Genomic DNA, 24,688 nt, shown 5'->3' with positions numbered 1-24,688 from the left:
ATGAGATCCTCGTCATCAAGAGACAAAAAAGGGTGGGCGTCGCAATGACCGCCCAGGCAGCCTCAATGGCTACTCCGTAGGATTTCAGCAAGGTGCCGCAGTTCCGTCTGTAAGACAAGGGCGATATTGGGTGTCCATAGGGAGCCTGTTACGGCTGGTTGCCATCTTTGCGAAACCGACATGACTGGCGGAGACCGTGGGGCGGAGCAGGCAATGTGGCTGTCACCGGGATGGCTCAAGAGCCGGCGATCCTGCGTGATCGGTGCCTTGCGAGTTGAGCTAGCCGATGCCGAGGCTCATCCGTGCCTTCTGCGGCGCGACGGGCAAAGAAAAAGCCTGCAAGTTTTGCAACTTGCAGGCTTCGTATTTGGTGCCCAGGAGAGGACTCGAACCTCCACGATGTTACTCGCTAGTACCTGAAACTAGTGCGTCTACCAATTCCGCCACCTGGGCTTTCAGATCAGCTTTGAATTATAGAGCGTTTTTTGAGGGCTCTGGCCGAGTTGCTCATTTTTTTGAAAATTGTGTGCAGAGCGTTTTTGTGCCTGCGGCAAAGTGGTTGGTTGTCCAAGATGCAAAAGGCTGCGATGGGTTGTCATGGCATGGTCCGCCAGCGACTCGCGTTCTGCTTGCCAACGCAGGGACGCTTGGAAAATAAAAAAGCCGCTGTGTGTACAGCGGCTTTGATATTTCGAAAACCGTCGCCGGTTCTCGTTAAACTTGGTGCCCAGGAGAGGACTCGAACCTCCACGATGTTACTCGCTAGTACCTGAAACTAGTGCGTCTACCAATTCCGCCACCTGGGCATTTCAGGAAAGACTCAGATTGTATAACAAAAAAACCACCCCCGGCGCGCAACCCGTTGCGCATTTGTCTCAGGAGATCGAAGGCAGCGTGCAGGGGCACCGTGATGGACACGGTTTTGTCATCCGCGACGATGGCGAAGGCGACATCTTTATTCCCCCCAACGAAATGCGCGCCGTGCTGCACAAGGACCGCGTGCGCGTGCGCATCGTGCGCCAGGACCGCCGTGGCCGTCCCGAGGGCCGCGTGGTTGAGATCATCGAACGCCCGCCGCAACCCATCATTGGCCGACTGCTGCAGGAAAGCGGTGTGTGGCTCGTGGCGCCGGAAGACAAGCGCTATGGCCAGGACGTATTGATCCCCAAGGGCGCCACCGGCGCGGCCAAGCCGGGCCAGGTGGTCGTTGTCGAATTGACCGAGCCGCCCGCACTGTTCGGCCAGCCCGTGGGCCGCATCACCGAGGTGCTCGGTGAAGTGGACGACCCCGGCATGGAGATCGAGATCGCGGTGCGCAAGTACGGCGTGCCCCACGAGTTCTCGGCCGATTGCCTGGCCCAGGCCAAGGAGCTGCCCGACAAGGTGCGCGCCCAGGACAAGAAGCGCCGCGTGGACCTGACCGACGTGCCCCTGGTCACCATTGACGGCGAAGATGCGCGCGACTTCGACGATGCCGTGTACTGTGAGCCCGCCAAGGTCGGCCGCAGCAAGGGCTGGCGCCTGCTGGTGGCGATTGCCGACGTGAGCCACTATGTGGAGACCGGCAGCGCCATCGACATCGACGCCTATGACCGCGCTACCAGCGTTTATTTCCCGCGCCGCGTGATCCCCATGCTGCCCGAGAAGCTCAGCAACGGCCTGTGCTCGCTCAACCCCGATGTCGAGCGCCTGTGCATGGTCTGCGACATGCTGGTCACGGCCAAGGGTGAAGTGCACGCGTACCAGTTCTACCCGGCCGTGATGCACAGCCACGCACGCTTCACCTACACCGAGGTGGCGGCGATCCTGGCCAATACGCGCGGCCCCGAGGCCAGCAAGCGCAAGGACCGCGTGAAGGACCTGCTCAACCTGCACGACGTGTACCGTGCGCTGCTGATTGCACGGCAGGCACGCGGCGCGGTGGACTTCGAGACAACCGAGACGCAGATCGTCTGCGACGAGAACGGCCGCATCGAGAAGATCGTGCCCCGCACCCGCAACGACGCCCACAAGCTCATCGAAGAGGCCATGCTGGCCGCCAACGTGTGCAGCGCCGACTTCATTGCCCAGGGCGGCCAACCCGGCCTGTTCCGCGTGCACGAAGGCCCCACGCCCGAGAAGCAGGAGATCCTGCGTAACTACCTCAAGGCCATGGCCGTGGGCATGACGATTGGCGACGACCCCAAGCCGGGTGACTTCCAGGCGATTGCCGAAGCGACCAAAGAGCGGCCCGACGCGCAGCAGATCCACACCATGCTGCTGCGCTCCATGCAGCAGGCCATCTACACGCCCATCAACAGCGGCCACTTCGGGCTGGCCTTTGATGCCTACACCCACTTCACCAGCCCCATTCGTCGCTACCCCGACCTGCTGGTGCACCGGGTCATCAAGGCCATCCTGAACAAGACGCAGTACAAGCTGCCCGCGCTGCCCACCCCGGGCGAGGCCCATGCCAAGCTGGCCAAGCGCCTGGCTGCGCGTGTGGCCGCACCTGGCACCAAACCGCGCAAGGATGTGAAGCCGCCCAGCCGCGATACGCAGGCCTGGGAGGCCGCAGGCCTGCACTGCAGCGCCAACGAGCGCCGCGCCGACGAGGCGAGCCGCGATGTGGAAGCCTGGCTCAAGTGCAAGTACATGCGCGAGCACCTGGGCGAGGAATACAGCGGTGTGGTGAGCGCCGCGACGAGCTTCGGCATCTTCGTTACGCTGGATGCGATGTACGTCGAAGGCCTGGTGCACATCACCGAGCTGGGCGGCGAATACTTCAAGTTCGACGAGGCACGCCAGGAGCTGCGTGGCGAGCGCACCGGCATCCGCTACGCCATCGGTGCCCGCGTGCGTGTGCAGGTGAGCCGTGTGGACCTGGATGGCCGCAAGATCGACTTCCGCCTGGTGCGCGAAGGCGAAGAGCTGCTGGGCCGTGCGCTCAAGGACAAGGGTGTGGGCGCTGACGGGTCGGGTGGCGGTGCGCGCAAGGCTGGTGGCCGTGCGGGTGGCCGCAAGGCAGACAAGGGTGCTGCGATGTCGGCCACGGAAAAGGCGGGCCTGACCCGCGAGCGCGCGGCGCGTTCGCCCATCCAGTCGCTGAAGGCGTCGGTCAAGAAGGCGGTGGCGGGCAAGTCCAGCAAGGGCAAGGCGCGCAAACCACGCCGGGGCTGATCGGCTGCGAACCCCCGGGCGCTGATTGCTGAATCAGGATGCTCACTAATTGATAGCTGCTACCGCTTGATGGACGGGCGGTGGCGGCTATTTTTATTGAATTTTCGGGGGTGCCAGCGCGCTGGACGGGGCAAGGCCCTCCAGAAAACGCGCATACCGCTGCGCCGTGTCGGCGGGCGCTTCCATCATGAGCAGATGGCCGATGCCGGGCAGGGCTTCCAGCTGCGCCTGGGGCAATAGCTTCTGCAAAGGCTGTAGGCCCGAACGGTCAAACACGCGGTCTTTGTCGCCCCACAACACGAGCACGGGGGGCTTTTGCAGGCCGCCCAGTCGTTGCTCCAGCAGGTAGCGGTCTTTCAACTGCGCATCCCACAGGCGGGCGTTGGATTGGGCATTGCGCAGTGCTGCCTGCTCCGTGGCGTGCAGGATGGGATACGGCAGGAACGGACGCTTCTCAAATACAAGATCCATCATCGCGCCGAAGGCTGCGGCGTCGTGGGCCACCAGCGGGCGCTGCCCGGCATCGATAAGGCGGTCCATCGTGCTGGGCTGTGGTGAGCGGATGCCATGGGGCGCGCCGATGAAAGCCACGCTGGCCACGCGCTCGGGGTGTTGCAGTGCAAACAGCGCGGCAATGGTGCCGCCCATGGAGTTGCCCGCGAGGTGGGCCTTCTCAATGCCCAGCACGTCCAGCAGCGTGCCCAGGCGCTGGGTGTGGGCGGCGTAGTCATAGGGCTGGTCTTCCAGCCGGGTGCTCTCGCCAAAGCCGGGGAAGTCTGGGGCAATCACCCGGTACTGGCCGGTGAGGGGGCGCGCAAAATCCACCCAATGGTCCTTCTCCGCAAATATGCCGTGCAGCAGCACCAGGGGCGTGGCGCCTGGGTTACCGGGCGCCGGTTGGGATGGCGCACCGCTGTCCAGGTAGTGGATGGTGTGCAGCGCGGCGGTGGTGGTTTTTTCTTCCATGCCCGAGAGGCTGCGGTTGAGGTGGAGCAGGGGCTCCTTCAGCAGCGAAGGAGCGCCGCAGTAGAGGCCTACGCAGCCCAGGGCCACAGCGGCGGCAACAGAATAGAAGGCAATGCGTTTCAAGAATCAGTCTCCAAAAGAACGATGGGATGCGGGGCGCTGCGAGGGCGCGCCGGGGCCGGGCAAGGCTACCGAGAACCGTGCCGCAAGACTTGTAGGTTTGGGCTATGCCGCAGCGCACGAACACCCTGACGCTGGGCATTGACCGCGCGCTGTACGTGGGCGAAATCCCGGCCACGGGCTGGCATTGCCACGCGTCGCCCGTGCTGCTGATGGGGCTCTCGGGCCGGTTTGCGCTGCACTGGGGCGAAGGGCTGATGGAGACCTGCCACAGCGCGCTGGTGGATGCCGGGGTGGAGCATCTGTTCGACCCCTGCGGTGAAGTGGTGGCGCTGGTGTACCTGGAGCCCGACTCGCCGGAGGCGCGCAGCCTGCGCAGTGTGTTCCTGCAGCAGGGTGGCGTGTTGCTGGATGTGGCGGCGCCGGTGGGGGCGCGTGCGGCCATGGAGGGCCATCTGCGCGCCTTTGATCTACCGACCCTGCTTCAGCGCCACCTGCTGCAGGCGGCGCCCCCGTTGGACCTGCGCGTGGCCCGCAGTCTGCACGCCCTGCGCCGCCCGCAGCTGGAGCAGGGGCGCCTGGCGCGGGCGGGGCTGGCGTCCGAGGTGCAGCTGTCGGCCTCGCGCTTCAACCATTTGTTCCGCGCCGAAATGGGCGTGAGCCTGCGCAGCTACCGCGTGTGGTCGCAGGTGCGGCTGGCCATGGCCGGGTTGGCGGTCAGCCCGCGCCTGACGGATGCGGCGCTGCACGGCGACTTTGCGGACTCGGCGCATTTCAGCCGCATGTTTCGCCAGACCTTTGGCATGACGCCGTCGAGTGTGCTCAAGCCGCTCAAGCAGGTCACGCTGATTGCATAAGGCGCATCACGCGCCCACACGCCGAGCGAGCGCACTGGCGGTCAGGGCCTGGCCTGCTGGCCACGCATCGGCAGCTTGTCCGTGCTGGTACACCGCTTCGCTCGCTGCACGCAATGCGCTGGCACCAGCGGCCAGGTGCGCGCCCACCATGCCCGCCAGCACATCGCCGGTGCCCGCCGTGGCCAGCCGTGCGTTGCCTGTGGGGTTGATGGCGGGCACACGGTCGGGCGCCGCCACCACCGTGCCCGAGCCCTTGAGTACGGCCACGCAGTTGAACTGGGCTGCCAACTGCTGGGCAGCGCCCAGCCGGTCGGCCTGGACTTCGGCGGTGGTGAGGCCCAGCAGGCGCGCGGCTTCCAGAGGGTGGGGGGTGATGACCGTGGGCTGCCCATGCTGGCCGCGCGCCACCACCAGCGCGTGCAATGCGGCCTGGGTGGCGATGGTGTTGAGTGCATCGGCATCCAGCACCAGGCGGGCTGCGCGGGTGATGACATCGGGCAGCACGCGAGCGATGGCCTGGCCGCCGCCACAGCCGCAGACCACGGTGAGCTGTTCGAGTGCGAGGGCGTCAAACCGGCGGAACATCAGCTCGGGCTGCTGCAGGTCGAGCTGCTGCTGGCCGTTGTCGAGCAGGGCCACCAGCACCCGCCCCGCACCGCCGTGCAGGGCGGCCGACGCAGCCAGCAGCGCAGCCCCTGCCATGCCCATGCCGCGTGCTGCCAGGCCCTCGCCACCCACCACGGCCACGTCGCCATAGCTGCCCTTGTGGCTGGCGTGGGTGCGGTGGGCGGGCAGCGGTGGGCCACAGAGCCAGGCCGTGGGCGCCTCATGCCCGGGGTCGGTGCCCAGGTCGTTCCACCACACCTGGCCTGCGGCATCGCGCCCGGCGGCGGTAAACAGGCCGGGCTTGAGGGTCAGCAGGCTCAGCGTGTGGCGCGCAGGGCTTGGCATGTGGGGATGGTGGTGCGGCGCGGCCGGGGGCGCAAAACCTGCCGCGAACTGGCCTGTGTCGGCATCCAGCCCGCTGGGCAGGTCCACCGCCAGCACGGGTGCCGGGCTGTGCTGCAGGGCGTGCAGGCAGGCCACCAGCCGTGCATCGGGCACACGGATGGGGCTCTGGGGCGACGAGGAAGCGCCAATGCCCAGCAGTGCGTCAATGCACAGGTCTTGCGGGCCCAGGTCGGCGGGGGGCGCGTCGGCCCATGCCACGCCCGCAGCCTGGGCGCGCTGCCACGATGCCTTGGCGTCCGGTGGGGCTTTGTCGGGGTGACCCAGCCAGGTCACCACCACATTGCGGCCTTGGCGCCGCAGGTGCATGGCGGCCTCCAGCCCGTCGCCGCCGTTGTTGCCTGGGCCGCAGGCGATCCACACCGTGCGCGCGTGGGGCGCCAGGGCCTGGGCCAGTTGTGCCACGGCCAGGCCCGCGCGCTGCATCAGCGTGTGCGGAGGCAGGGTGGTGGCCGCTGCCTGCTCGATGCGGCGGGTGGCGGCGGTGTGAAACAGCGGGTGGGGCTGGTGGGCAGTGATGCGGTGCATGGTGGTGGCAGGTGCTGCACGGCGCCATGCCGTGCGCCTGCCATTGTGCGTCGCCGTCCGTGTCCGCGAAAGCGTGTGGCGGGTTAGAACCGGCGCATGCCCAGTCCGTCCAGTGGCACCTCGGGTGTGCGCTGCGCAATCAGGTCGGCCAGCGCCCGCGCACTGCCGCAGGCCAGGGCCCAGCCGCCTGCGCCGTGGCCGGTGTTGAGCCACAGGCCTGGCACGCCGCTGGCGCCCAGCACCGGGGCCCCATCGGGCAGCATGGTGCGGGCGCCGCGCCAGATCTGCAGGTTGGATGACAGCTGGGCGCCACCGGGGAACCAGTCGTTCAGCGTGCGGTACAGGCGCTGCAGCGTGGGCGCATGGTGCTCCGCGCTGGCGCCTGCCAGCTCGGCACCGCCCGCAATGCGCACGCGCTGGCCCAGGCGGGTGATGGAGATCTGCTGGCCCATGTCCACCACGCTGGCGCGCGGTGCATGGGTGGCTTCGCGCAGCGGCGCGCTGACCGAGTAGCCATGCACCGCCGTCATTGGCAGGCGCAGCCCCAGTGCGGGCAGCAGTGCAGCCGACGCCATGCCCGCGCACAGCACCACGGCATCGCAGCGGCGGGGCTCTGGCTCGCCCTGGACTTGCACGCCCAGGGGGCTGCTGTGGATGCGGTCGATGCGGGTGTTGAACGCAAAGTGCACGCCCGCACCCTGGGTGCCCTGGCGCAGCAGCTGCGCAAAAAGGCGGCAGTTTCCCGCACTGGCGCCGGGCAGGTGGATGGCGCCCGCCAGCGGCGCCTCGGGGGACAGGCCGGGCTCGATCTTGCGGGCTGCGTCGGCATCGATCTCGTGCGCCGCCATGCCCAGGTCCCTCAGCACCTGCAGCGCGGGCTGCAGGGCGGCGCGCTCTTGTTCGGTGCGCAGCAGCACCAGCCGGCCTTCGCTGGCTTCGTAGTCCAGGTCGTGCTGGCTGGCGATGGCCTGCACTCGCGCCTGGCTGTATTGCGCCAGCCGCTCCAGGGCTGCGGCCGGTGCGCTGTGGGTTTGGCCCGCAGCGCGCCAGCGCCACAGCCAGGCCAGGTTGCTCTGGTTGATGCCCCCGGCCAGGCGCAGGGTGGCTTGGGTGCCGAGCAGGCGCAGCGTCTGCCCAAAGCCCGGCAGCGCCCAGGGGCTGAGCAGCAGGGGCGCCAGCAGGCCCGCCGTGGCAAAGCTGGCCTCTTCGGCGGCGGCGCTGCGCTGGTCATACACGGTGACCTCGTGGCCGTCACGGGCCAGTTCATACGCAGTGGTGACGCCGACAATGCCGGCGCCCACGATGGCAATCTTCATGAAATTTGGATGTTTTTTTGGCCTCTTGCGCGCGTTGGTAAAGCGCAAGTAGCTATTATTTTTGCAGTGTTTGTTCGATCTGCAGGCTGATGTTGAGCACCGCGTCATCGCGCAAGGCCCCGTGCCAGACCATCAGGCCCACCGGGAGTTCCCCCTGCACATGGCAGGGCAGCGACAGCGCACAGCCGTCCAGCAGATTGACCACGCTGGTGTTGCGCAGCAGCAGGTTGTTCACGCGGAAGAATTCTGCGTCACGGACGGCGTCCCGCGCCTTGTCCGCACCGTCTGCGGGCGCGACATCGGCCACAAATGGTGCCACGATGGGCACGGTGGGGGACAACAAGGCGTCGTAGGGCTCCATGTCGGCGAGCATGCGCGCAATCCATTGCTGGCGTGCCTGCAGCAGGTCGATGTATTCCCAGGCCATCAGCGTGGCGCCTTTTTCAATGCGCATGCGCACCCGAGGGTCGTAGCGGTCGCCTGTGCGTTGCAGCAGCTCACGGTGCCAGGCGTAGGCCTCGGGGGCGGCAAAGCCGTAGGCGGGTTGCTCCAGCACGGCGGGCAGGGCGATGGTGTCGATGTGGGCGCCTGCCTGGCGCAAGGCCTCCACGCTGCGCTCAAAGGCGCGGGCTACGGTGGTGTCCAGTCCGTCGAGGAAGAGGGTGGATGGCACGGCCAGCCGGTATTGCGACAGCGGCGCCAGGCTGCGCGTCACGCGCCGAGCGGCCAGTACCTCGTGCGCCACGATGGCGTCGCGCACGGTACGCGTCATGGCGCAGGCGGTGTCCAGGGTGGTGGACAGCGGGACGGCGCCGGCAGTGGGCACCAGCCGGGCCGTGTTCTTGAAACCCACAATGCCGTTGAGCGCCGCAGGAATGCGGATGGAGCCACCGGTGTCCGACCCCAGCCCGATGAACGCCGCGCCGGTGGCCACCGACACCCCGGCGCCGGAGGATGAGCCGCCGGGCACGCGCGGTGCACCTGGCAGGGCGCCAAACCGGGCATCCCAGGCTGCGGGTGTGCCGTGGTGCGGGTTCACGCCCACGCCCGAAAAGGCGAACTCCACCATGTTCGTGCGGCCAATCAGGCTGGCCCCGGCGGCCCGCAAGCGCGCGACCGCAGGGCAGTCCTGGGCAGCGGCGGGTGCGTCGGTCAGCACGGTGGAACCTGCGGGCGTGGCCTGACCCGCAATGTCGAACAGGTCTTTGACCGACACCGCCAGCCCCGCCAGGGGCAAACGGCCCGCATCGGATTGCACCACTGTGGTGCGCGCTGTGTCGAACAGGGTCCGGACAAAGCTGTGGGTGTTGGCGGGGGCCTGGACGGCGGAGATGCAGCGCTCCAGTTCGGCGGGCGCGGTGGTGGCGCCGTCCCGCAGTTGCTCGCGGGTGGCGATCAGATCAGGAAGCATGGTGTGCTAGAATCTTTGGGTTTTGCTGGGAGCAGTAGCGCAGTAGTGCAAGGTTTGCACAACCGGCGTGGCCGCTGCGGCAAGATCAATCGCAAAGCAGCCCTGTCAAGGTGTTGCGGTGTTCGTGAGGATCACGGCATCGCAAATATTGGGGCTGATTTTAGACCTAACCTTTGGAGTATTTTTATGTCCGTTACCATGCGCGAAATGCTGGAAGCCGGTGTCCACTTCGGTCACCAAACCCGCTTCTGGAACCCCAAGATGGCCCCCTACATCTTCGGCCATCGCAACAAGATTCACATCATCAACCTGGAAAAGTCGCTGCCACTGTTCCAGGAAGCCCAAAAGTTCGCCAAGCAACTGGCAGCCAACCGCGGCACGATCCTGATGGTCGGCACGAAGCGCCAAGCCCGTGAAATCCTGTCCACCGAAGCCCTGCGCGCTGGCGTGCCCTTCGTGGACCAGCGCTGGCTGGGCGGCATGCTGACGAACTTCAAGACCGTGAAGACCTCGATCAAGCGCCTGAAGGACATGAAGGCCCAGCAAGAAGCTGGTCTGGACAGCCTGAGCAAGAAGGAGCAACTGACGTTCTCCCGCGAAATCGAGAAGCTCGAAAAGGACATCGGCGGCATCCAGGACATGGCTGCTCTGCCCGACGCCATCTTCATCATCGACGTGGGCTTCCACAAGATCGCCGTGGCTGAAGCCAAGAAGCTGGGCATTCCGCTGATCGGTGTGGTGGATACCAACCACTCGCCCGAAGGCATCGACTACGTGATCCCCGGCAACGACGACTCGGCCAAGGCCGTGACGCTGTACGCCCGTGGCATCGCTGACGCGATCATCGAAGGCCGCGCCAACGCCGTGAACGAAGTGGTCAAGGCCGCTGCGTCCGAAAGCTCGGACGAGTTCGTGGAAGTGCAAGAAGCCGCCGCCTGATACCCGGCTGCGCGATACGTCGCGAAGAAAAGCGGGGCCCCTGGTGAGCCCCCTTTTTTTTAGGCTGAATCCAATCGATTGAACTGAACACTGAAGGAATAAAGATGGCTGCAATTACCGCAAGCATGGTCGCTGAACTGCGTGGCAAGACCGATGCCCCCATGATGGAATGCAAGAAGGCGCTGACGGAAGCCGACGGCGACATGGCCAAGGCGGAAGAACTGCTGCGCGTCAAGCTGGGCACCAAGGCTGGCAAGGCCGCCTCGCGCGTGACGGCTGAAGGCGTGGTCGCCAGCTTCATCAACGGCAACGTGGGTGCCTTGATCGAAGTGAACAGCGAAACCGATTTCGTCTCCAAGAACGACAGCTTCATCGCCATGGCCAGCGCCGCTGCCAAGCTGGTGGCCGAGCATAATCCTGTCGATATCGAAGCCCTGGGTGCCCTGGCCTACGAGCAAGACAGCTTCGGCCCCACGCTGGAAGACGTGCGCAAGGGCCTGATCGGCAAGATCGGCGAGAACATGTCGTTCCGCCGCTTCAAGCGCTTCAGCGGTTCCAACCTGGCTGCCTACCTGCACGGTTCGCGCATCGGTGTGGTCGTCGAGTTCGACGGTGATGCAGCCGCTGCCAAGGATGTCGCCATGCACGTGGCCGCCATGAAGCCCGTGGCCCTGACCAGCGCCGACGTGCCTGCCGACCTGATCGCCAAAGAGCGCTCGGTGGCAGAAGGCAAGGCTGACGAAGCCAACAAGGAACTCGTCGCTGCTGGCAAGCCTGCACAAAGCGCCGAAATCACGGCCAAGCGCATCGACGGCGCCGTGCAGAAGTACCTGAAGGAAGTCTCGCTGGCCGACCAGGTCTTCGTGAAGGCTGCCGACGGCAAGCAAACCGTGGCCCAGATGCTCAAGGCTGCCAACACCAACGTGAAGGGTTTCACCTTGTACGTTGTGGGCGAAGGCATTGAGAAGAAGGCTGACGACTTCGCTGCCGAAGTGGCTGCCCAAGTGGCTGCTGCCAAGGCCGCTGCAGCCTGATCGGCTGCACTGCAGCCACGTCACCCACATTTTTTACCGCCGTACCTGCCTTTGGAGAAATCACCCATGTCCCACGCTGCACCAGCCCACAAGCGCATCCTGCTCAAGCTGTCTGGTGAGGCGCTGATGGGGGATGACGCCTTTGGCATCAACCGTGCCACCATCGTCCGCATGGTGGAAGAGATTGCCGAAGTCACCCGCCTGGGTGTGCAGGTGGCGGTGGTAATCGGTGGGGGCAATATTTTCCGTGGTGTCGCGGGCGGCTCGGTCGGTATGGACCGCGCCACCGCCGACTACATGGGCATGCTGGCCACCGTGATGAACGCGCTGGCCCTGGCCGATGCCATGGACAAGCAGGGCCTCGTGGCCCGCGTGATGTCCGCCATCGCCATCGAGCAGGTGGTTGAGCCCTATGTGCGCCCCAAGGCCTTGCAGTACCTCGAAGAGGGCAAGGTCGTTGTGTTTGCCGCTGGCACGGGCAATCCTTTCTTCACCACTGACACCGCCGCAGCGTTGCGCGGTGCAGAGATCGGGGCCGAGCTGGTGCTCAAGGCCACCAAGGTGGACGGCGTTTATACTGCCGACCCCCAGAAGGACCCCACAGCCACGCGCTACACCAAGCTGAGTTTTGACGAGGCCATGTCCCGCAATCTGGGCATCATGGATGCGACCGCGTTTGCCTTGTGCCGCGATCAGAAGCTGCCGGTGAAGGTGTTCTCCATCATCAAGCACGGCGCCCTGAAGCGCGTGGTGATGGGGGAAGACGAAGGTACGCTGGTTTACGCTTGACGACGATGGATGGGCCTGCACCGGATGCAGGCCGGTCCCGAGGAGAAAACATGACGATTGCCGACATCAAGAAAACCACAGAGACCAAGATGGACCAGTCCATCACGGCCTTCAAGAACAACCTGCAGAAGATCCGCACCGGCCGCGCCAACCCCGCGCTGCTCGACACGGTGCAGGTCGAGTACTACGGCTCCCTCGTGCCTCTGAGCCAGGTGGCCAACGTGGCCCTCATCGATTCGCGCACCATCAGCGTGCAACCCTGGGAAAAGGGCATGGGCGCCAAGATCGAAAAGGCCATCCGCGAAAGCGATCTGGGCCTGAACCCGGCTTCCATGGGCGACCTGATCCGCGTGCCCATGCCCCCCATGAGCGAAGAGCGCCGCAAGGAAATGACCAAGCTCGCTCGCAACGAGGGCGAAAGCGCCAAGATCGCCGTGCGCAACCTGCGCCGTGATGCCAACGAATCCGTCAAGAAGCTGGTCAAGGACAAGCTCGCTTCCGAAGACGACCAGAAGCGCGCCGAAACCGACGTGCAAAAGTTCACCGACAAGCACATCGCCGAGATCGATGCGCTGGTGGCAGGCAAAGAGCAGGAAATCATGGCGGTTTAAGCCCCCAGGGCTTGATCGTTCCCATGTCTGTAACTCCGGTGGTGCCACACCACATCGCCATCGTCATGGATGGCAATGGCCGTTGGGCCAAGCGCCGCTTCCTGCCGCGCCTGGCAGGCCATAAGCAAGGGGTGGATTCGCTGCGCCGCTGTGTGCGCGCCTGCGCCGAGCGTGGCGTGGCGGTGCTGACCGTCTTTGCGTTCTCTTCCGAAAACTGGAACCGCCCTGCGGACGAGGTGTCCGGCCTCATGGAGCTGCTGGCGTTGGCGCTGGGGCGCGAAGTGCCGCAGCTCAAGAAAGACGGCGTCCGTCTGTATTTCGTGGGCGAGCGCGCCGGCCTTTCTCAGAAGGTGCGTGACGGCCTGGCCCATGCAGAGGCGGCCACGGCGGACAACACGCGCCTGGTGCTCAACGTGTGTTTCAACTACGGCGGCCGCTGGGACATTGCCCAGGCGGCAGCGTCGCTTGCCGCGCGCGGCGAAGCCATCACCGAAGCCAGTCTGCATGGCGCGATGGGCATGTCCCATGTGCCCGACCCGGACCTGGTGATCCGCACTGGTGGCGAAATGCGGATCAGCAACTTTTTGCTGTGGCAGTCTGCATATGCAGAATTTGTCTTCAGCGACCGGCTGTGGCCGGATTTTGATGAGTCGGCACTGGATGAGGCGATTGCCGCCTTCAGCAGCCGCGAGCGCCGCTTTGGCAAAACCTCCGAACAAATCCTGTCCGCGCACCCTGATCCGATGCCGGGCTGAGAACCCCAGCAAGTTCTGAAAGGCCCCATGCTCAAACAGCGTGTCATCACCGCCCTGGTTCTGCTGGCCATCCTGCTGCCAGCGCTTTTTTACCCCTCCACCGTGCCGTTCACCCTGGTAGTGCTTGTGCTCATGGCCGCAGGCGCGTGGGAGTGGGGCCGCCTGAGCGGCCTGGGCCAGGCGGGTGCCGTGGCTGTGGGGGCTGTCTGCACGGCATTGTGTGCAGGCTCCTGGGCGCTGGGCTGGGTGGATCGCCCGCTGACGGCGCTGTGGGTGGTGGGCGGCGGGCTCTGGGTGCTGGCTGCTGCCTGGCTGCTTCAGGCCGGGGTGCCGGGCTGGCCCCGTATTCCGGCAATGGTGCGCCTGGTCGCCGGGGTGCTGGCCTTGTGGCTGGCGTGGCTGGCTGTGGTGCAGGCGCGCAATGTGGGCATTAACTTTTTGCTGTCGGTGCTGCTGCTGGTATGGGTGGCAGACATCTTTGCCTACTTTGCGGGCCGTGCTTTTGGTCTGCGCTTTACCAAGGGCAAGCTGGCCCCTTCCATCAGTCCGGGCAAGAGCTGGGAAGGCGTGTGGGGCGGGCTGGCAGGCGTGGTCGTGATGGCGTTTGTCTGGGTGGCGGCCGATGCCCACTGGCAAGCGGCCGTGCCCAGCTTCTACAGCCGCATGGCGCAGCAGGGCTGGTGGCTGCTGGTGGTCGCGGCGCTGTTCATGGTCGCCATGAGCGTGTCCGGCGACCTTGTGGAGTCGCTCATCAAGCGCAGCGCAGGGGTCAAGGACAGCAGCGGATTGCTGCCCGGGCACGGCGGCGTGCTCGACCGCGTGGACGCCCTGCTGCCCACCTTGCCCCTGGCCATGATGCTCACGCGCCTCACGACCCCATGATGAAACAAAAAATCACCGTTCTCGGCTCCACCGGCTCCATCGGCACCAGCACCCTCGATGTGGTGGCCCGCCACCCGGATCGTTTCGAGGTGTTTGCCCTGAGCGCGGCCACCCAGGTGGATTTGCTGCTGGCCCAGTGCGCGCAGTTCCGGCCCCACTATGCGGTGATGGCCAGCACGCCCCATGCGCATCAGTTGGCTGAAAAAATCAAAGAAAATAACCTGCCTACGCTTGTCCTGATTGAGAATGATGCTATTGAAAATATAGCATCGCATCCCGATGTCGATGCCGTGATGGCCGCCATCGTGGGGGCTGCGGGCCTGGCACCGTGCTTGGCCGCTGCCCGGGCGGGCAAGCGGCTTTTGCTGGCCAACAAAGAGGCGCTGGTGGTGGGGGGCGGCTTGTTCATGCAGACGGTGCACCAGGGGGGCGCCACGCTGTTGCCCATTGACAGCGAGCATTCCGCGATCTTCCAGTGCCTGCCTGAAGACGCTTCCACCTGGCCCGACCGGGTGGACAGCATCCTGCTCACGGCATCCGGGGGCCCATTCCGCCAGCGCGATCCTGCGACCCTGGCAGAAATTACTCCGGCCCAGGCCTGTGCCCACCCCAACTTCTCGATGGGCCGCAAGATATCGGTCGATTCGGCCACCATGATGAACAAGGCGCTGGAGGTGATCGAGGCGCGCTGGTTGTTCGACCTGCATCCGGACCAGATCAAGGTGGTGATCCACCCGCAGCAGATCATCCACTCCATGGTGCAGTTCAGGGATGCATCCATCCTTGCCCAGTTGGGCACGCCGGACATGCGTGTGCCTATCGCCTGTGGCCTGGCCTGGCCCGAACGCATTGCCAGCGGCGCCAGCAAGCTGGACTTTTCGACATTGAGCGCGCTGGCATTCGAGGAGGCGGATCCCATCCGCTTCCCCGGCCTGCACCTGTCCTGGCAGGCGCTGAAGGCGGCCGAGGGCACGACCGCCGTGCTGAATGCCGCGAATGAGGTGGCCGTGGGAGCCTTTTTGTCCGGGCGTTTGCGGTTTGACCATATCCATGCTGTCAACCTTGCAACTTTGGAGGCCGTGATGCCCTCCAAGCCGGATTCGCTCGAAGCCCTGCTGGATCTGGACGCCCAGGCCCGCAGCGCCGCTGAGCATGCTGCAGGCCGACTGGCGGCCTGAGCACCCCGACCTACGGAATCTTCGCCATGCTGCTGACCATTGTTGCTTTCATCGTGGCCCTCGGTCTTCTGATTGCGGTGCATGAGTACGGGCACTACCGGGTGGCCGTGGCGTGCGGTGTGAAGGTGTTGCGTTTCTCGGTGGGCTTTGGCCAGCCCCTGCTGCGCTGGCAACCCAAGGGGTCTCCCACAGAGTTTGTGGTGGGTGCATTCCCGCTGGGCGGCTATGTGCGCATGCTGGACGAGCGTGAGGCGCCGGTGCCCGCCGAAGAGCGCCACCTGGCCTTCAACACCCAGCCTTTGCGCTCCCGTGCCGCCATCGTGGCGGCGGGACCTGTGGCCAACCTGCTGCTCGCCGTGCTGCTGTACTCCATCGTGAACTGGAATGGCGTGGAGGAGCCTCGCGCCCTGCTGGCCAGCCCGGTGGCCGGATCGGTCGCGCACAAGGCGGGCCTGCTGGGGGGCGAGCTGGTGGAGCGTGCGGCGCTGGGTGCGGAGGAGATGGAGCCCGTCCGTTCGTTCGAGGACCTGCGCTGGCTGCTAACGCGTGGTGCGCTCGAAGGGCAGAACGTGCGCGTGGATGTGAAGCCGCAAGCAGGCGCTGCACACCGGGAGATCCTGCTGGACATGTCGGGCATCGACAGCCGCGAGGCCGATGCCCAGCTGTTCCGCAAGATCGGGATTCTGGGCCCGTGGACACGCCCGGTACTGGGTGAGGTCATGCCCGATGGCGCTGCAGCCCGCGCTGGCCTGCGCCAGGGCGATGTGGTGCTCAAGCTGGGGGCGGCCGATGTGGTGGACGGGCAGCAACTGCGCGAGTTGATCCGCCAGTCCTTGCGCGGCAACGAGCCCCTGTCGCAGGCCTGGCGCATTGACCGTGCGGGGCAGCTGCTCACACTGGATGTGCTGCCCGAAGCCAAGCAGGAGCAGGGCGCCACGGTGGGGCGCATTGGTGCCTTTGTGGGCACGCCCCCCGAGTTTGTGACTGTGGAATACGGTCTGTTCGAAGGCGCCTGGGCTGGGGCGGTCAAGACCTGGGATGTGTCGGTGCTGACCTTGCGCATGATGGGGCGCATGGTCATCGGAGAGGCATCTCTCAAGAATCTGAGCGGCCCCTTGACGATTGCCGATTACGCAGGACGTTCGGCCAGCATGGGACTGACCCAGTACCTGGTGTTTCTTGCCCTGATCAGCGTGAGTCTGGGGGTGTTGAACCTGCTGCCGCTGCCTGTCTTGGACGGTGGGCACCTGATGTATTATCTTTGGGAGGGTGTCACGGGCAGGGGAGTGTCGGACGCATGGATGGAGCGTCTGCAACGTGGAGGCGTTGCGGTCCTGCTTCTCATGATGTCCATAGCCCTGTTCAACGATATCACCCGGCTCTTTGGCTAACCTTTTGCCGCAGATTGTTCTGCAATCGCGGCTCCAGCTTCATTCATGAAAAAACACATCAATCGCCTGGGCGTGCGTACCGCATCGGCCGTTGCAGCCATGGTTTTTGCCGCCAATGCGGCATGGGCTCTGGAGCCTTTCAAGGTGCAGGACATCCGAGTGGAAGGTCTGCAGCGTGTGGAGCCCGGCACGGTGTTTGCCTCCATGCCCCTGCGGGTGGGTGATGACTACAACGATGAAAAGGGCGCTGCGGCCATTCGTGCTCTTTTTGGTCTGGGCCTGTTCAAGGACGTTCGCCTGGAGGCCAACGGCAACGTGCTGGTGGTGGTGGTCGAAGAACGCCCCACCATTGCCGATGTGGACTTTGCGGGGGCCCGCGAGTTTGACAAGGATGCGCTCAAGAAGGCCATGCGCGATGTAGGCCTGGCAGAGGGCCGCCCTTATGACAAGGCCCTGGCCGATCGGGCCGAGCAGGAACTCAAGCGCCAGTACATCAATAAGAGCCTGTACGGTGCCGAAGTGGTGACGACAGTGACGCCCATCGAGCGCAACCGTGTGAACCTGACCTTCACGGTGGTTGAGGGCGAGCCCGCGCGCATCAAGGAAGTGCGCCTGGTAGGCAACAAGGCCTTCAGCGAATCCACGCTCAAGGGGCTGTTTGACCAGGACACGGGCGGCTGGCTCAGCTGGTACACCAAGTCGGACCGCTATTCGCGCGCCAAGCTCAATGCCGACCTTGAAACACTGCGCTCGTACTACCTGCAGCGCGGCTACTTGGAATTCCGTGTGGATTCCACGCAGGTGGCGATCTCGCCCGACAAGCAGGATATTTCCATCACCGTCAACATCACCGAGGGCGAGCGGTTTGTGGTGTCGGGGGTGAAGCTGGAAGGCAACTATCTGGACCGCGAGGACGAGTTCAAGTCCCTGGTGACCATCCGCCCTGGCGAGCCCTACAACGCCGATCAGGTGACCGAGACCACCAAGGCATTCTCCGAGTACTTTGCGCGTTTCGGTTTTGCATTCGCCCGGGTCGAGGCCGTGCCGGAAATCGATCGCGAAAACAACCGCGCCCTTCTGGTGGTGCAGGCCGAGCCATCGCGCCGAGCATATGTGCGTCGCATCAACGTGAGCGGCAACAACCGCACGCGGGACGAAGTGATCCGCCGTGAGTTCCGTCAGTACGAAGCCTCGTGGTACGACGGCGACAAGATTCGCCTGTCGCGCGACCGCGTGGACCGCCTGGGCTTCTTCACGGAAGTGAATGTCGAAACCCAGGAAGTGCCGGGCGCGCCGGACCAGGTGGATCTGGTGATCAATGTGGCCGAGAAGCCCACTGGCTCGCTGCAGATGGGTGTGGGCTTTTCCAGCGCTGAAAAGGCATCGCTGTCGTTTGGTATCAAGCAGGAAAACATTTTCGGCTCCGGCAATTACCTGGGGATTGATGTCAACACCAGCAAGTACCGCCGCACGCTGGTGTTCAGCACGACCAATCCCTACTTCACTGCCGACGGCATCTCGCGCACGCTGGACGTGTACTACCGTACCGACAAGCCCTATGAAGACCAGGGCGGCAACTACCAGCTGGTCACGACGGGGACCTCGGTGCGTTTCGGCGTGCCGTTCAGTGAAACAGATACGGTGTTTTTTGGTGGTGGTCTGGAGCAAACCCAGATCAAGCCGGGCACCAACATTCCCGCCACCTACCTGTACTACGCCGACAAGTTTGGCTACACCAGCACTTCCATTCCCCTGACGGTGGGTTGGTCGCGCGACGACCGGGACAGCGCCCTGGCGCCCAATTCGGGTCGCTACCAGCGCCTGAACTCCGAGTGGTCGGTGGCCGGGGATGCGCGTTATGTGCGGGCCAATTACCAGTACCAGCAGTACATCCCGCTCAACAAGCGCTTTACCGTGGCCTTCAACGGCGAAGCGGGCATTGGCAAGGGCATGAATGGCCGCCCCTTCCCCGTGTTCAAGAACTTCTACTCGGGTGGCCTGGGCTCCGTGCGTGGCTTTGACCAAGGCACACTGGGCCCGCGCGATGTGACGGGCGCTTCGCTGGGTGGCCCGAAAAAAGTGACCCTGAATGCGGAGCTGATTGCTCCCTTCCCAGGTGCAGGTAACGACCGGACCCTGCGCGTCTTTACTTTTGTGGACGTGGGTAATGTGTACGGAGAAAACGAGAAAGTCACCTTCAGTGACATGCGTGCCTCCGTGGGCCTGGGTTTGAGCTGGATTTCCCCGCTCGGCCCGCTGCGTTTAGCGTTTGCGCAGCCGGTGCGCAAGTTTGCTGGCGATAAAATCCAAAAATTGCAATTCCAGATCGGAACGTCTTTCTAATGAAATCCTTTTCTCGCCATCTTTCTGTGGCCCTGCTGCTTGGCGTTGTTGCCGTCGCAGCCCCTGCGCAGGCGCAGGAATTCAAAGCCGGTTTTGTCAACACCGATCGCATCTTCCGCGAAGCCAGCACTGCCAAGGCTGCACAGGCCAAGCTGGAGCAGGAGTTCTCCCGCCGCGAGAAAGAACTCGTTGATTTGGGCAACACCCTGAAGACCGCCACCGACAAGTTCGAACGCGAAGCCCCCACCATGGCCGAGAGCCAGCGCACGACGCGCCAGCGCCAGCTGGTGGACCAAGACCGAGACTTCCAGCGCAAGCGCCGCGAGTTCCAGGAAGACCTGAGCGCCCGCAAGAACGAAGAGCTGTCCCAGGTGCTGGAACGTGCCAACAAGGTGGTCAAGCAAGTGGCAGAAGCCGAGAAGTACGACGTGATCCTGCAAGAGGCCGTCTACATCAACCCCAAGCATGACATCACCGACAAGGTGATCAAGGCGCTGAATGCCGCTGCTGGCGCCAAGTAAGCCGCAGCGCTGGACAGGTGGCGCGTGAGCAGCTTGCTTCTCGGGCACATTGTTGATGCGCTCGGTGGTTCGCTGGAGGGAGGGGCGCGTGACACCGCCATTGCCCGCATCGCGCCACTGGAGGTTGCAGGCCCGGGGGACCTCAGTTTCCTGAGCAACCCGCGCTACCAACAGCAACTGGCCGCCTCCCGGGCGGCCTGTGTCATTGTGGCGCCTGCCCTGCGTGAGGCGGCATTGGCGCGGGGTGCCTGCATCGTTGCAGACAACCCCTATGTCTATTTTGCGCGTGCCACCCAGCTGTGGCGGCAGCGCAATGCGCCTGCGCGGCCAGCTGGCATACACCCCAGTGCGGTGGTGGACCCCACGGCCCAGGTGCATCCCACAGCGAGCATCGGCCCGCTGTGCGTGGTCGAGCGCGGTGCGCATGTGGGGGCGGGCACTGTGCTCAAGTCGCGGGTCACCGTGGGCGAGGACTGCCACGTGGGCGCGCGTTGCATCGTGCATTCTGGCGTGGTGATTGGCGCCGATGGGTTTGGCTTCGCGCCCGAAAACGGGCAATGGGTCAAGATCGAGCAACTGGGCGCGGTGCGCATTGGTGATGATGTTGAAATCGGCGCCAACACCTGTATCGACCGCGGCGCGCTGCAGGACACCGTGATCGAAGACGGCGTGAAGCTCGACAACCTGATCCAGGTGGGGCACAACGTGCACATCGGCAAACATGCTGCGATGGCCGGGTGTGTGGGCATTGCCGGCAGCGCCACCATCGGAGCGCATTGCACTGTGGGCGGAGGCGCGATTGTGCTGGGGCACCTGGAGCTAGCCGACAACGTGCATATCTCGGCGGCCACGGTCGTCACCCGCTCCCTGACCCAGCCCGGCCAGTACACGGGCATGTTTCCCATCGACGACAATGCGCGCTGGGAAAAGAACGCTGCGACACTCAAACAATTGCACAGTCTGCGCGAGCGCATCAAGGCGCTGGAGCAGGCATTGAAAGCAGCATGAACGGAAGAACAACTCGATGATGGATATCCACGCAATTCTCAAGCAACTGCCGCACCGCTACCCCTTCCTGCTGGTGGACAAGGTGATTGAGCTTGAGAGCAACACCCGCATCAAGGCGATCAAGAACGTCACCTTCAACGAGCCTTATTTCGGCGGGCATTTCCCAGGGCGCCCCGTGATGCCCGGCGTGCTGATCCTCGAAGCGCTGGCCCAGGCGGCCGGGTTGTTGGCTTTTGATGCCATGGGCAAAGTGCCCGATGAAAACAACATCTACTACTTTGTTGGCATCGATGGCGCACGCTTCAAGCGCCCGGTGGAGCCGGGTGACCAGCTGATCCTGACCATCACCATCGACCGCGTTCGCGGCGGCATCTGGAAGTTCAAGGGTGTGGCCAGCGTGGGTGACGAGGTGGCCTGCGAGGCCGAACTCATGTGCACCATGCGCAGCGTGGGCTGACCGACTCAGACCATCGGATCGTGAGCAACATTCATCCCACTGCCATTGTTGAGGCGGGTGCCCGCATCGACCCCTCTGTCACGGTGGGGCCCTATGCGGTGATCGGTGCGCAGGTCGTGATCGGCCCTGGCAGTTCCGTGGGCCCTCATTGCGTGATCCAGGGCCGGACCACCATCGGCAAGGACAACCGGATTTTCCAGTTTGCCTCTCTGGGGGCGGATCCGCAGGACAAGAAGTACAGGGGCGAAGACACCGAGCTTGTCATCGGCGACCGCAACACGGTGCGCGAGTTCTGTACTTTCAACCGGGGCGTTCCGGGCGCAGGCGGCAAGACCAGCATCGGCGACGACAACTGGATCATGGCCTACACCCACATCGCACACGACTGCCATGTGGGCAATCACACGACCATGGCCAACAACACCACACTGGCCGGTCATGTGCTGATCGGAGATTGGGTCACGGTGGGCGGGCTCACAGGCATTCACCAGTTCGTGAAGGTGGGGGCGCACGCCATGATCGGGTTCTCCAGCGCGGTCTCGCAGGATGTGCCGCCGTTCATGATGGTCGATGGCAACCCGCTCTCCGTGCGGGGGCTGAACCTGGAAGGGCTGCGCCGCCGGGGTTTCTCGGCCGAACGTGTGGCGGGCATCAAGCAGGTGCACCGTGCGCTGTACCGCCAGGGGCTGACGCTGGAGGCTGCGCGCGCTGCCATGGCCGACTTGCCAGCCTCTCACCCCGAGGCGGCTTCCGATGTCGCACTGGTGCTGGCGTTCCTCGACGCCTCCACGCGCGGCATTGCGCGCTGAGGGGCGGTGATGAGTGTTTCCCCCCGCATCGCCATGGTGGCGGGCGAGACGTCGGGCGATTTGCTCGCGGGTCTGCTGATCGATGGCATGCAGGCCCATTGGCCAGGGTTGCAGTCCTGCGGGATTGGTGGCCCGCAGATGGTGCGCCGGGGCTTCACTGCCTGGTGGCCCAGCGACAAACTGGCCGTGCACGGCTACAGCATGGAAGTGCTGCGCCGTCTGCGCGAACTGCTGGGCATCCGCAAGCAGCTGCGCGAGCGTCTGCTCAAGGACCGCCCCGATGTGTTCATCGGCGTGGACGCCCCCGACTTCAACCTGGGGCTGGAGGCCGATCTGCGTGCCGCTGGCGTCAAGACGGTGCACTTCGTATGCCCTTCCATCTGGGCCTGGCGCGCTGATCGGGTCGAAAAAATCCGCCGCAGTGCAGACCATGTGCTGTGTATCTTCCCCTTCGAGCCGGAGTTGCTCGCGCAGCACGGCATTGCCGCCACCTATGTGGGCCATCCCCTGGCGGGGGTGATCCCCATGGTGCCCGACCGTGCAGCGGCCCGCGCGCAGCTGGGCCTGCAGGATGGTGACGAGGTGCTGGCCATCCTGCCTGGCAGCCGGTCGTCGGAGATTCAGTACATCGCCCGCCCCTTTTTTGAGGCTGCTGCGCTGATTCGGCAAGCCCGGCCAGCTATTAAATTGATAGTGCCCGCCGTCCCGGCGCTGCGCGGCCGCATCGAGCAGATCGCCCAGGCCTGTGGCGTGGGCGATGTTCTGCAGATCATCACGGGGCAGTCCCACGCGGTGCTGGCTGCCTGCGATGCCACGCTGATTGCCAGTGGCACCGCCACGCTCGAAGCCGCGCTGTTCAAGCGCCCCATGGTTATCGGTTACCACATGCACCCGCTGAGCTGGTGGCTCATGCGCCGCAAGCAGCTGCAGCCCTGGGTCGGCTTGCCCAACATCCTGTGCCGCGAGTTTGTGGTGCCCGAACTGATCCAGGATGCCGCCACACCACAAGCACTGTGCGCTGCCTCGATGGAGTGGCTGGACGCGCGGCGTAACAACCCCGAAAAAATAGCGCTGCTGGAGCAGCGCTTTGTGGCGTTGCACGAAAGCCTGCAGCGCAATACCCCCCAACTGGCTGCCGATGCGATCCAGAAAATCCTCTCTCCCGCAGCCTGAGCAGGCTTGCCTGCCGTGGCACCCTCCTGGTCTGGTGGCCGGTGTGGACGAAGCGGGCCGGGGCCCCCTGGCGGGGCCGGTGGTGGCTGCCGCTGTCATCCTGGACGACCTGCATCCCATTGCGGGCCTGGCCGATTCCAAGAAGCTCACGCCAGCGCGGCGCGAGAAGCTGTACGACGAAATCCGTGCCAAGGCACTTTGTTTTTGTATTGCCGAAGCCAGTGTCGAAGAGATTGACCGGCTCAACATCCTGCAGGCCACGTTGCTGGCCATGCGGCGCGCCGTGATGGGCTTGCGCCTCAAGCCTGTGATGGTGCTGGTGGATGGCAACCGGCTGCCCGTGCTGGATGTGCCTGCAGAAGCCATCGTCAAAGGCGATGCGCTGGTCCCCGCGATCTCGGCAGCGTCCATTCTGGCCAAGGTGCACCGGGACCGCTGGTGTGTGCAGGTGCATGACGAGTTTCCCCAATATGGCTTTGCGGGGCACAAGGGCTACGGCACCGCCGTGCACCTGGCGGCCTTGCGCGAGCATGGCGCTTGCATTCACCACCGGCGCTCGTTTGCACCGGTGGCCCAGAGCCTGCCGTCCTGAGCGGCCTGCAAGAGACTACCGATGACTTCTTCGTCTGCGATTGCCATCCACTCCCGGGACAACACCTTCGTCAAGGACTTGCGCCGCCTGGCCCAGGACACTACGGCCTACCGCAAGCAGGGCCGCGTGTGGCTGGAGGGGGACCACCTCTGCCGCGCCGCGCTGGCGCGGGGGCTGCGTGCCTCGGTGGCAGTTTTTTCAGAGTCTTTTTGGCCTCTTGCGCGCGATGAGTATGCCCAAAGTGCTATCAAAACAATAGTATTGGCCGACGCACTGTTTGCGGACATCAGCGGGCTGGAGTCCCCGGCGCGCATGGGTTTCATTCTGGACTTGCCAGCCTCTGCCGCGTTGCGGCCTGATGCGGCGACCGTGGTGCTTGACCGGGTGCAGGACGCGGGCAATGTGGGTTCCATCCTGCGCAGCGCCTCGGCGTTCGGGTTTCGGCAGGTGGTGGCCATCAAGGGCAGTGCGGCCCTGTGGTCACCCAAGGTCTTGCGTGCTGGCATGGGCGCGCACTTTGCGCTGGATTTGATCGAGGGCGTGGGGCTGGAGGATGTCCAGGCGCTCAAGGTGCCCCTCTTGGTGACCAGCTCGCACGCTGGCGACTATTTGCACCGCGCTGCTTTGCCTTGGCCCTGCGCCTGGGTCATGGGGCATGAAGGGCAGGGTGTTTCGTCCGCTTTGGAGGAGAGGGCCGCCCAGCGCATCCGCATCGCCCAGCCGGGGGGTGAGGAGTCGCTGAACGTGGCGGCGGCGGCGGCCATCTGCCTGCACGCCAGCGGCGCTGGCCGCTGAGCCTTGCACGGCCGCTCAGGCGGACCACTCAAGGGTGTCCGCCGGG

Annotated in this window: 23 protein-coding genes and 2 tRNA genes; 18 read left to right on the top strand and 7 right to left on the bottom strand. The window is 64.8% G+C overall.

The features are described 5' to 3' along the window. Positions 1-368: 368 nt before the first annotated feature. The 3 genes from AvAM_RS17945 to AvAM_RS17940 all read right to left on the bottom strand — a co-directional run bounded on the left by AvAM_RS17945 (position 369) and on the right by AvAM_RS17940 (position 806). Positions 369-453 (bottom strand) — tRNA-Leu (locus AvAM_RS17945). Positions 454-455: 2 nt separating this feature from the next. Then, positions 456-599, bottom strand: a complete 144-nt coding sequence (locus AvAM_RS25725) for a hypothetical protein (protein ID WP_171012304.1) — start codon at positions 597-599, stop codon at positions 456-458. A gap of 122 nt (positions 600-721) precedes the next feature. Then, positions 722-806: transfer RNA gene (locus tag AvAM_RS17940), tRNA-Leu, on the bottom strand. A 19-nt stretch (positions 807-825) separates the two neighbouring features. Here AvAM_RS17940 and rnr point away from each other — a divergent pair. Beyond that, the gene (rnr, locus tag AvAM_RS17935) at positions 826-3,159 is read left to right on the top strand and encodes a ribonuclease R (RefSeq protein ID WP_137748330.1); all 2,334 of its coding nucleotides are present in this window, start codon (positions 826-828) and stop codon (positions 3,157-3,159) included. 93 nt (positions 3,160-3,252) lie between these two features. Here rnr and AvAM_RS17930 read toward each other — a convergent pair whose 3' ends face one another. Next, a complete protein-coding gene (locus AvAM_RS17930) occupies positions 3,253-4,248 on the bottom strand; it encodes an alpha/beta fold hydrolase (RefSeq protein ID WP_137748329.1) in 996 nt (331 codons plus the stop codon). Positions 4,249-4,352: 104 nt separating this feature from the next. Here AvAM_RS17930 and AvAM_RS17925 point away from each other — a divergent pair, with 104 nt between their 5' ends. Next, positions 4,353-5,102, top strand: a complete 750-nt coding sequence (locus tag AvAM_RS17925; RefSeq protein WP_137748328.1) for an AraC family transcriptional regulator — start codon at positions 4,353-4,355, stop codon at positions 5,100-5,102. Positions 5,103-5,108: 6 nt separating this feature from the next. On the opposite strand, the gene AvAM_RS17920 is transcribed toward AvAM_RS17925, so the two are convergent. From AvAM_RS17920 to AvAM_RS17910, 3 genes are all read right to left on the bottom strand, one after another. After that, complete coding sequence (locus AvAM_RS17920) at positions 5,109-6,638, bottom strand: NAD(P)H-hydrate dehydratase (protein ID WP_137748327.1); 1,530 nt, start codon at positions 6,636-6,638, stop codon at positions 5,109-5,111. Between the two features lie 83 nt (positions 6,639-6,721). Further along, positions 6,722-7,954, bottom strand: a complete 1,233-nt coding sequence (locus AvAM_RS17915) for an FAD-dependent oxidoreductase (protein WP_137748326.1) — start codon at positions 7,952-7,954, stop codon at positions 6,722-6,724. A gap of 55 nt (positions 7,955-8,009) precedes the next feature. Then, positions 8,010-9,365, bottom strand: coding sequence for an amidase (locus AvAM_RS17910; RefSeq protein WP_137748325.1), 1,356 nt, complete (start codon positions 9,363-9,365; stop codon positions 8,010-8,012). Positions 9,366-9,551: 186 nt separating this feature from the next. Between AvAM_RS17910 and rpsB the strand changes: the two genes are divergently transcribed. The 16 genes from rpsB (at position 9,552) to AvAM_RS17830 (ending at position 24,642) form a co-directional block, all read left to right on the top strand. Beyond that, complete coding sequence (rpsB, locus tag AvAM_RS17905; RefSeq protein ID WP_063459507.1) at positions 9,552-10,304, top strand: 30S ribosomal protein S2; 753 nt, start codon at positions 9,552-9,554, stop codon at positions 10,302-10,304. Between the two features lie 104 nt (positions 10,305-10,408). Then, positions 10,409-11,338 carry a translation elongation factor Ts gene (gene tsf / locus AvAM_RS17900; protein WP_137748324.1) on the top strand — a complete coding sequence of 310 codons (930 nt, stop codon included), beginning with the start codon at positions 10,409-10,411 and terminating at the stop codon, positions 11,336-11,338. A 66-nt stretch (positions 11,339-11,404) separates the two neighbouring features. Then, complete coding sequence (gene pyrH, locus AvAM_RS17895) at positions 11,405-12,127, top strand: UMP kinase (RefSeq protein WP_026436856.1); 723 nt, start codon at positions 11,405-11,407, stop codon at positions 12,125-12,127. A gap of 50 nt (positions 12,128-12,177) precedes the next feature. Beyond that, on the top strand, positions 12,178-12,738 hold the full coding sequence (frr, locus tag AvAM_RS17890) for a ribosome recycling factor (RefSeq protein WP_137748323.1): 561 nt from the start codon (positions 12,178-12,180) through the stop codon (positions 12,736-12,738). 23 nt (positions 12,739-12,761) lie between these two features. Next, positions 12,762-13,493, top strand: a complete 732-nt coding sequence (gene uppS, locus AvAM_RS17885; protein WP_137748322.1) for a polyprenyl diphosphate synthase — start codon at positions 12,762-12,764, stop codon at positions 13,491-13,493. Positions 13,494-13,520: 27 nt separating this feature from the next. Beyond that, on the top strand, positions 13,521-14,375 hold the full coding sequence (locus AvAM_RS17880; protein ID WP_137748321.1) for a phosphatidate cytidylyltransferase: 855 nt from the start codon (positions 13,521-13,523) through the stop codon (positions 14,373-14,375). Then, positions 14,375-15,553, top strand: coding sequence for a 1-deoxy-D-xylulose-5-phosphate reductoisomerase (gene ispC, locus AvAM_RS17875; protein WP_137748641.1), 1,179 nt, complete (start codon positions 14,375-14,377; stop codon positions 15,551-15,553). The genes AvAM_RS17880 and ispC overlap by 1 nt, the downstream gene beginning before the upstream one ends. A 26-nt stretch (positions 15,554-15,579) precedes the next feature. Further along, complete coding sequence (gene rseP / locus AvAM_RS17870; protein WP_137748320.1) at positions 15,580-16,944, top strand: RIP metalloprotease RseP; 1,365 nt, start codon at positions 15,580-15,582, stop codon at positions 16,942-16,944. A gap of 45 nt (positions 16,945-16,989) precedes the next feature. Further along, positions 16,990-19,287, top strand: coding sequence for an outer membrane protein assembly factor BamA (bamA, locus tag AvAM_RS17865; protein ID WP_137748319.1), 2,298 nt, complete (start codon positions 16,990-16,992; stop codon positions 19,285-19,287). Further along, positions 19,287-19,808 carry an OmpH family outer membrane protein gene (locus AvAM_RS17860; RefSeq protein WP_063459514.1) on the top strand — a complete coding sequence of 174 codons (522 nt, stop codon included), beginning with the start codon at positions 19,287-19,289 and terminating at the stop codon, positions 19,806-19,808. Before bamA ends, AvAM_RS17860 begins: the two co-directional genes overlap by 1 nt. Before the next feature lie 24 nt (positions 19,809-19,832). Continuing rightward, entirely contained in the window at positions 19,833-20,816 is a 984-nt protein-coding gene (gene lpxD, locus AvAM_RS17855) for a UDP-3-O-(3-hydroxymyristoyl)glucosamine N-acyltransferase (RefSeq protein WP_137748318.1), read from the top strand. A 16-nt stretch (positions 20,817-20,832) separates the two neighbouring features. After that, the gene (gene fabZ, locus AvAM_RS17850; protein WP_056163632.1) at positions 20,833-21,273 is read left to right on the top strand and encodes a 3-hydroxyacyl-ACP dehydratase FabZ; all 441 of its coding nucleotides are present in this window, start codon (positions 20,833-20,835) and stop codon (positions 21,271-21,273) included. A gap of 20 nt (positions 21,274-21,293) precedes the next feature. Then, positions 21,294-22,082, top strand: coding sequence for an acyl-ACP--UDP-N-acetylglucosamine O-acyltransferase (gene lpxA / locus AvAM_RS17845; RefSeq protein WP_137748317.1), 789 nt, complete (start codon positions 21,294-21,296; stop codon positions 22,080-22,082). 9 nt (positions 22,083-22,091) lie between these two features. Further along, entirely contained in the window at positions 22,092-23,255 is a 1,164-nt protein-coding gene (lpxB, locus tag AvAM_RS17840; protein ID WP_137748316.1) for a lipid-A-disaccharide synthase, read from the top strand. Then, positions 23,221-23,847, top strand: a complete 627-nt coding sequence (gene rnhB, locus AvAM_RS17835; protein WP_137748315.1) for a ribonuclease HII — start codon at positions 23,221-23,223, stop codon at positions 23,845-23,847. The genes lpxB and rnhB overlap by 35 nt, the downstream gene beginning before the upstream one ends. A 21-nt stretch (positions 23,848-23,868) precedes the next feature. Then, a complete protein-coding gene (locus AvAM_RS17830; RefSeq protein WP_137748314.1) occupies positions 23,869-24,642 on the top strand; it encodes an RNA methyltransferase in 774 nt (257 codons plus the stop codon). The last annotated feature ends 46 nt before the right edge of the window (positions 24,643-24,688 follow it).

The organism is Acidovorax sp. NB1 (assembly GCF_005405905.1).
Lineage (GTDB): Bacteria > Pseudomonadota > Gammaproteobacteria > Burkholderiales > Burkholderiaceae_C > Acidovorax.
This window is presented reverse-complemented; position numbering and strand designations above follow the sequence as displayed.

Bases quoted from the DNA above. Each gene is read 5' to 3' on its own strand.
- AvAM_RS25725 (WP_171012304.1), bottom strand. From the start codon at position 599: ATGACAACCCATCGCAGCCTTTTGCATCTTGGACAACCAACCACTTTG.
- AvAM_RS17925 (WP_137748328.1), top strand. From the start codon at position 4,353: ATGCCGCAGCGCACGAACACCCTGACGCTGGGCATTGACCGCGCGCTG.
- AvAM_RS17920 (WP_137748327.1), bottom strand. From the start codon at position 6,638: ATGCACCGCATCACTGCCCACCAGCCCCACCCGCTGTTTCACACCGCC.
- AvAM_RS17915 (WP_137748326.1), bottom strand. From the start codon at position 7,954: ATGAAGATTGCCATCGTGGGCGCCGGCATTGTCGGCGTCACCACTGCG.
- AvAM_RS17910 (WP_137748325.1), bottom strand. From the start codon at position 9,365: ATGCTTCCTGATCTGATCGCCACCCGCGAGCAACTGCGGGACGGCGCC.
- rpsB (WP_063459507.1), top strand. From the start codon at position 9,552: ATGTCCGTTACCATGCGCGAAATGCTGGAAGCCGGTGTCCACTTCGGT.
- tsf (WP_137748324.1), top strand. From the start codon at position 10,409: ATGGCTGCAATTACCGCAAGCATGGTCGCTGAACTGCGTGGCAAGACC.
- pyrH (WP_026436856.1), top strand. From the start codon at position 11,405: ATGTCCCACGCTGCACCAGCCCACAAGCGCATCCTGCTCAAGCTGTCT.
- frr (WP_137748323.1), top strand. From the start codon at position 12,178: ATGACGATTGCCGACATCAAGAAAACCACAGAGACCAAGATGGACCAG.
- uppS (WP_137748322.1), top strand. From the start codon at position 12,762: ATGTCTGTAACTCCGGTGGTGCCACACCACATCGCCATCGTCATGGAT.
- AvAM_RS17880 (WP_137748321.1), top strand. From the start codon at position 13,521: ATGCTCAAACAGCGTGTCATCACCGCCCTGGTTCTGCTGGCCATCCTG.
- ispC (WP_137748641.1), top strand. From the start codon at position 14,375: ATGAAACAAAAAATCACCGTTCTCGGCTCCACCGGCTCCATCGGCACC.
- rseP (WP_137748320.1), top strand. From the start codon at position 15,580: ATGCTGCTGACCATTGTTGCTTTCATCGTGGCCCTCGGTCTTCTGATT.
- bamA (WP_137748319.1), top strand. From the start codon at position 16,990: ATGAAAAAACACATCAATCGCCTGGGCGTGCGTACCGCATCGGCCGTT.
- AvAM_RS17860 (WP_063459514.1), top strand. From the start codon at position 19,287: ATGAAATCCTTTTCTCGCCATCTTTCTGTGGCCCTGCTGCTTGGCGTT.
- fabZ (WP_056163632.1), top strand. From the start codon at position 20,833: ATGATGGATATCCACGCAATTCTCAAGCAACTGCCGCACCGCTACCCC.
- lpxB (WP_137748316.1), top strand. From the start codon at position 22,092: ATGAGTGTTTCCCCCCGCATCGCCATGGTGGCGGGCGAGACGTCGGGC.
- rnhB (WP_137748315.1), top strand. From the start codon at position 23,221: ATGCGATCCAGAAAATCCTCTCTCCCGCAGCCTGAGCAGGCTTGCCTG.
- AvAM_RS17830 (WP_137748314.1), top strand. From the start codon at position 23,869: ATGACTTCTTCGTCTGCGATTGCCATCCACTCCCGGGACAACACCTTC.